Genomic DNA, 1755 nt, shown 5'->3' with positions numbered 1-1755 from the left:
TTTTTAAAGCGCTTGCGCCTGCACCAATAAGCCAAACTTAAAATTAAAAAACACTCACCAAACCCAAAATTGCAAAGAAGCGTTCGACTGGTGAATGACCTTTCTGGTCACAGCCTTAATTGAAAAACGAAAAGCCAAGACCAACTTAAAACTTGATTACGCCACTGTACCTAAAAGCTGATTTGAAGAAAAGGTTTGAAGCAAAAACCGTTTTAAAGACAGCGATTTAAAGTGACGCATAACGCCCGATTAACGGGTAAAAATTGTGGGCTAAAATTGAGCGAAGCGAATAGCCCGCAAGTTTTTTATCCCTGTTTAATTGCTTGTTATGCGTTGACGCACCGCTTTTGAAGCGCTTGCGCCTGCACCAATAAGCCAAACTAAAAATCAAAAACACCCACCAAACCCGAAATTGCAAAGAAGCGTTCGACTGATGAATGACCTTTCTGGTCACAGCTTAAATTGAAAAACGAAAAGCCAAGACCAACTTAAAACTTGATTACGCCACTGTACCTAAAAGTTAATTTGAAGAAAAGACTTGGAGCAAAAAACCGTTTTAAAGACAGCGATTTAAAGTGACGCATAACGCCAAGCTAAGCGGCGTAAAATAGTTTGGCTAAAATTTGCGAGGAACGAGCGAAGCCAAACTTTTAACGTCCGTCCTTGAGCGCCTTGTTAGGCGCTACTTACATTAAACCTTTTTACTTGCTCTTGTATTGGAAATTCGAAATAGCTGTGCAGCAACAAAAAAATATATGATTGTTTGAACGCTATGTATAACAGGCTTATCCATAAACGTTCCGAAAATGACAGACATAATAGGCATAGCAATAAACAAAGCACCAATTAAACGAAGTGCGGCTGGCGACACAAACCCATTACTTTTTTTAGGGTTGGACACAATTAACCTAAATGCCAATAAGCTAACCCAAATGCTACCAATTAAGAAAATACTGCCAATTGAAACTGTAAAAATTGACGGTGGTACATTCGGAGCAAGTAGCACAATAGCTGAGCCTACAATACACAAAAGTGTAAATGGAAATAAGGCTAACCCTAAAGGTAGGGTAATCCACCTTGGTAATGATTTAGGTTCAGCTAACTCGGGTTCCATAGTACGCCTAACGCTTGCCGTAAACGGCACAAAATAGCAGGCTAAAATTAGCGACGAAGGAGCACAAGCCTGCTGTTTTGTGTCCTTGGTTTTACGGCCTTGTTAGGCTTTTGCTTTGCCATATTTAAAATCATAAACTTTGAGTTTGGATCACACGATTTTTTACACCACATACCCCATTGAGAGTCGCCGAAATCAAAAAACTTAAAACTCAATTCTTTACCTGATTTAGATTTAACAAGAAGAGAATAAACCTTTGGCCTATTGGGCGATTTATCAAATCCGGTTTCAAATAATTCAATTGAAGCAGCCGCTTCTTCATCTTTTAGTAAATTCATTTCTATTGATGTGAAATATGAATTATTTCCAAGGCTTTTGGGGTTTGAGCGAACCATTTGTGATGGAATCATCACTGGACTATATGAACCAACGTTTGACCAAATATAACCCTGCTTGTTGGAAATAATGTGCCCGTAAGGTGTGCAAACTATTTGCCCCCAATTATCGAGAGGCGAAGGTAACGCAGTTACAGCTTCTTTAGGTGTGCCAATGCAATCACCGACAGGACTTGATTTAACCGAGAACGTTAGTATTGATATTAAAACTAAAATTAAATATTTCACAAAACTTCCCTGAAAGCC

2 protein-coding genes are annotated in these 1755 nt (G+C 38.9%); one reads left to right on the top strand and one right to left on the bottom strand.

What is annotated here, in order from left to right:
• Window positions 1–806: 806 nt before the first annotated feature.
• Entirely contained in the window at window positions 807–1151 is a 345-nt protein-coding gene (locus ACGHEH_RS21520) for a hypothetical protein (RefSeq protein ID WP_390449782.1), read from the top strand.
• Window positions 1152–1161: 10 nt separating this feature from the next.
• On the opposite strand, the gene ACGHEH_RS21515 is transcribed toward ACGHEH_RS21520, so the two are convergent.
• Window positions 1162–1755: hypothetical protein (locus ACGHEH_RS21515; RefSeq protein ID WP_390449779.1), on the bottom strand; the 594-nt coding region annotated here is incomplete at its 5' end.

Source organism: Pseudoalteromonas sp. MTN2-4, assembly GCF_042848605.1.
Classification (GTDB): Bacteria; Pseudomonadota; Gammaproteobacteria; order Enterobacterales; family Alteromonadaceae; genus Pseudoalteromonas.
This window is presented reverse-complemented; position numbering and strand designations above follow the sequence as displayed.